This is a genomic window from Synechococcus sp. R8-2 (assembly GCF_047461715.1).
Classification (GTDB): domain Bacteria; phylum Cyanobacteriota; class Cyanobacteriia; order Thermostichales; family Thermostichaceae; genus Thermostichus.
On sequence record NZ_JANSHQ010000368.1, the window covers coordinates 1 to 1,486 of the forward strand.

General features: G+C 56.3%; 2 protein-coding genes. One reads left to right on the top strand and one right to left on the bottom strand.

Going from position 1 to position 1,486, the window contains the following annotated elements:
- Nucleotides 1-227 precede the first annotated feature (227 nt).
- Nucleotides 228-977 carry a YebC/PmpR family DNA-binding transcriptional regulator gene (locus NW819_RS09135; RefSeq protein WP_011432973.1) on the top strand — a complete coding sequence of 250 codons (750 nt, stop codon included), beginning with the start codon at nucleotides 228-230 and terminating at the stop codon, nucleotides 975-977.
- A 53-nt stretch (nucleotides 978-1,030) separates the two neighbouring features.
- On the opposite strand, the gene NW819_RS09140 is transcribed toward NW819_RS09135, so the two are convergent.
- On the bottom strand, nucleotides 1,031-1,342 hold the full coding sequence (locus NW819_RS09140) for a YbjQ family protein (protein ID WP_414330438.1): 312 nt from the start codon (nucleotides 1,340-1,342) through the stop codon (nucleotides 1,031-1,033).
- Nucleotides 1,343-1,486: the final 144 nt, after the last annotated feature.

Sequence of the window (1,486 nt, forward strand, 5' to 3'; positions counted from 1 at the left end):
CCCCAAGCGCTCCGCGCCGCTGCCCTTACCCCCAGTTTCTCTCTGGGAGAGGGAGTTAGGAATCGACATAACGAACCGTTTCACTGCTGTTTGAAATAACTAACTATAATTTGTGACCAGGCCGGTACCCTCCCAGTTGCCGTGGGGTTGAGTCCTGAGCCGAGGTGATCTAGGCTTCAAAAGTGGAGGGATCCCTCCAATTCATTGCTTGACTGGTGTGTGGCGGCATGGCAGGACACAGCAAGTGGGCCAACATTAAACGGCAAAAGGCCCGTGTAGATGCCAAAAAGGGCAGCCTCTTTACCAAACTCTCGCGGGCCATCATCGTGGCAGCTCGCAACGGCTTGCCAGATCCGGATGGGAATTTTCAGTTGCGGGCGGCAGTGGAGAAAGCCAAAGCAGCGGGGATGCCCAGCGAAAACATTGAACGAGCCATTGCCAAGGGAGCCGGCAACTGGAGCGACGACAGCCCCCTGGAAGAAGTTCGCTACGAGGGCTACGGCCCCGGTGGGGTGGCTGTGTTGATCGAGGCCATGACCGACAACCGCAACCGCACGGCTGCCGAGGTGCGAGAAGCCTTCAGCAAAACCGGCGGCAGCTTGGGAGAAGCCGGCTGCGTGAGCTGGCTGTTCCGGCAAAAAGGGGTGATCAGCCTGGAGGAGGTGTTGGATCCCGAAGCCCTGTTGCTGGCGGTGGCGGAAGCGGGAGGAGACGACTTCAAGGTGGAAGGCACAGGAGCAGAGGTGTACTGCGACTACTCTTTGCTGGAGCAGGTGGCCACCTACCTGAAAAAAGAGGGCTACCCAGTGCAAGATGCGGCCATCCGCTGGATCCCATCCACTGAGGTGCATGTGGAGGATCCCGATACGGCCAAGTCAGTGCTTGCCCTGATGGAGCGTCTCGACAACCTAGACGATGTGCAGAATGTCTATGCCAATTTCGAGATCGACGAGGCGGTGATGGAAAGCCTGGCCTGAGAACAGGCTGCCATCATCTTCCGAGAAAGGGAAACCTTCAACAGAAGCATCCGTCAGCGGAGCTTAACGGCGGTGCCGGCGGCGGTAACGAGGATCATTGTCGTGCTCATGTTGGTATGAATGCTAACGCCTAGGATGCCATTTGCTCCCAAACGTTTGGCTCGCTGCTCCAACTCTTCCAAAACCTTTTTCTGGGCATTCTCGAGAACTTCTTCATAGGTTCTTGTGCGTCCCCCGATGATGTTGCGGAGGGTAGCAAGGAAGTCCCGTAGAACATTGGTGCCATAAACTACCTCGGCGGTAACAATGCCCAAGTAACGCTCAACCTCTCTACCTTGGAGCACGTCTGTAGTGGTCAGCAGCATGGCTTGCTTCCTGGGTCAACACCCACCAAGATAGTCGGGATCCTCAACCTTTGGAATCGGGTTCTTGCCCTGTGTTTTCAGCAGAGTGGCGATATGTCGAAGGGCGACCAATCCCTACAGATAACCGTTCCACAACGCATAGTC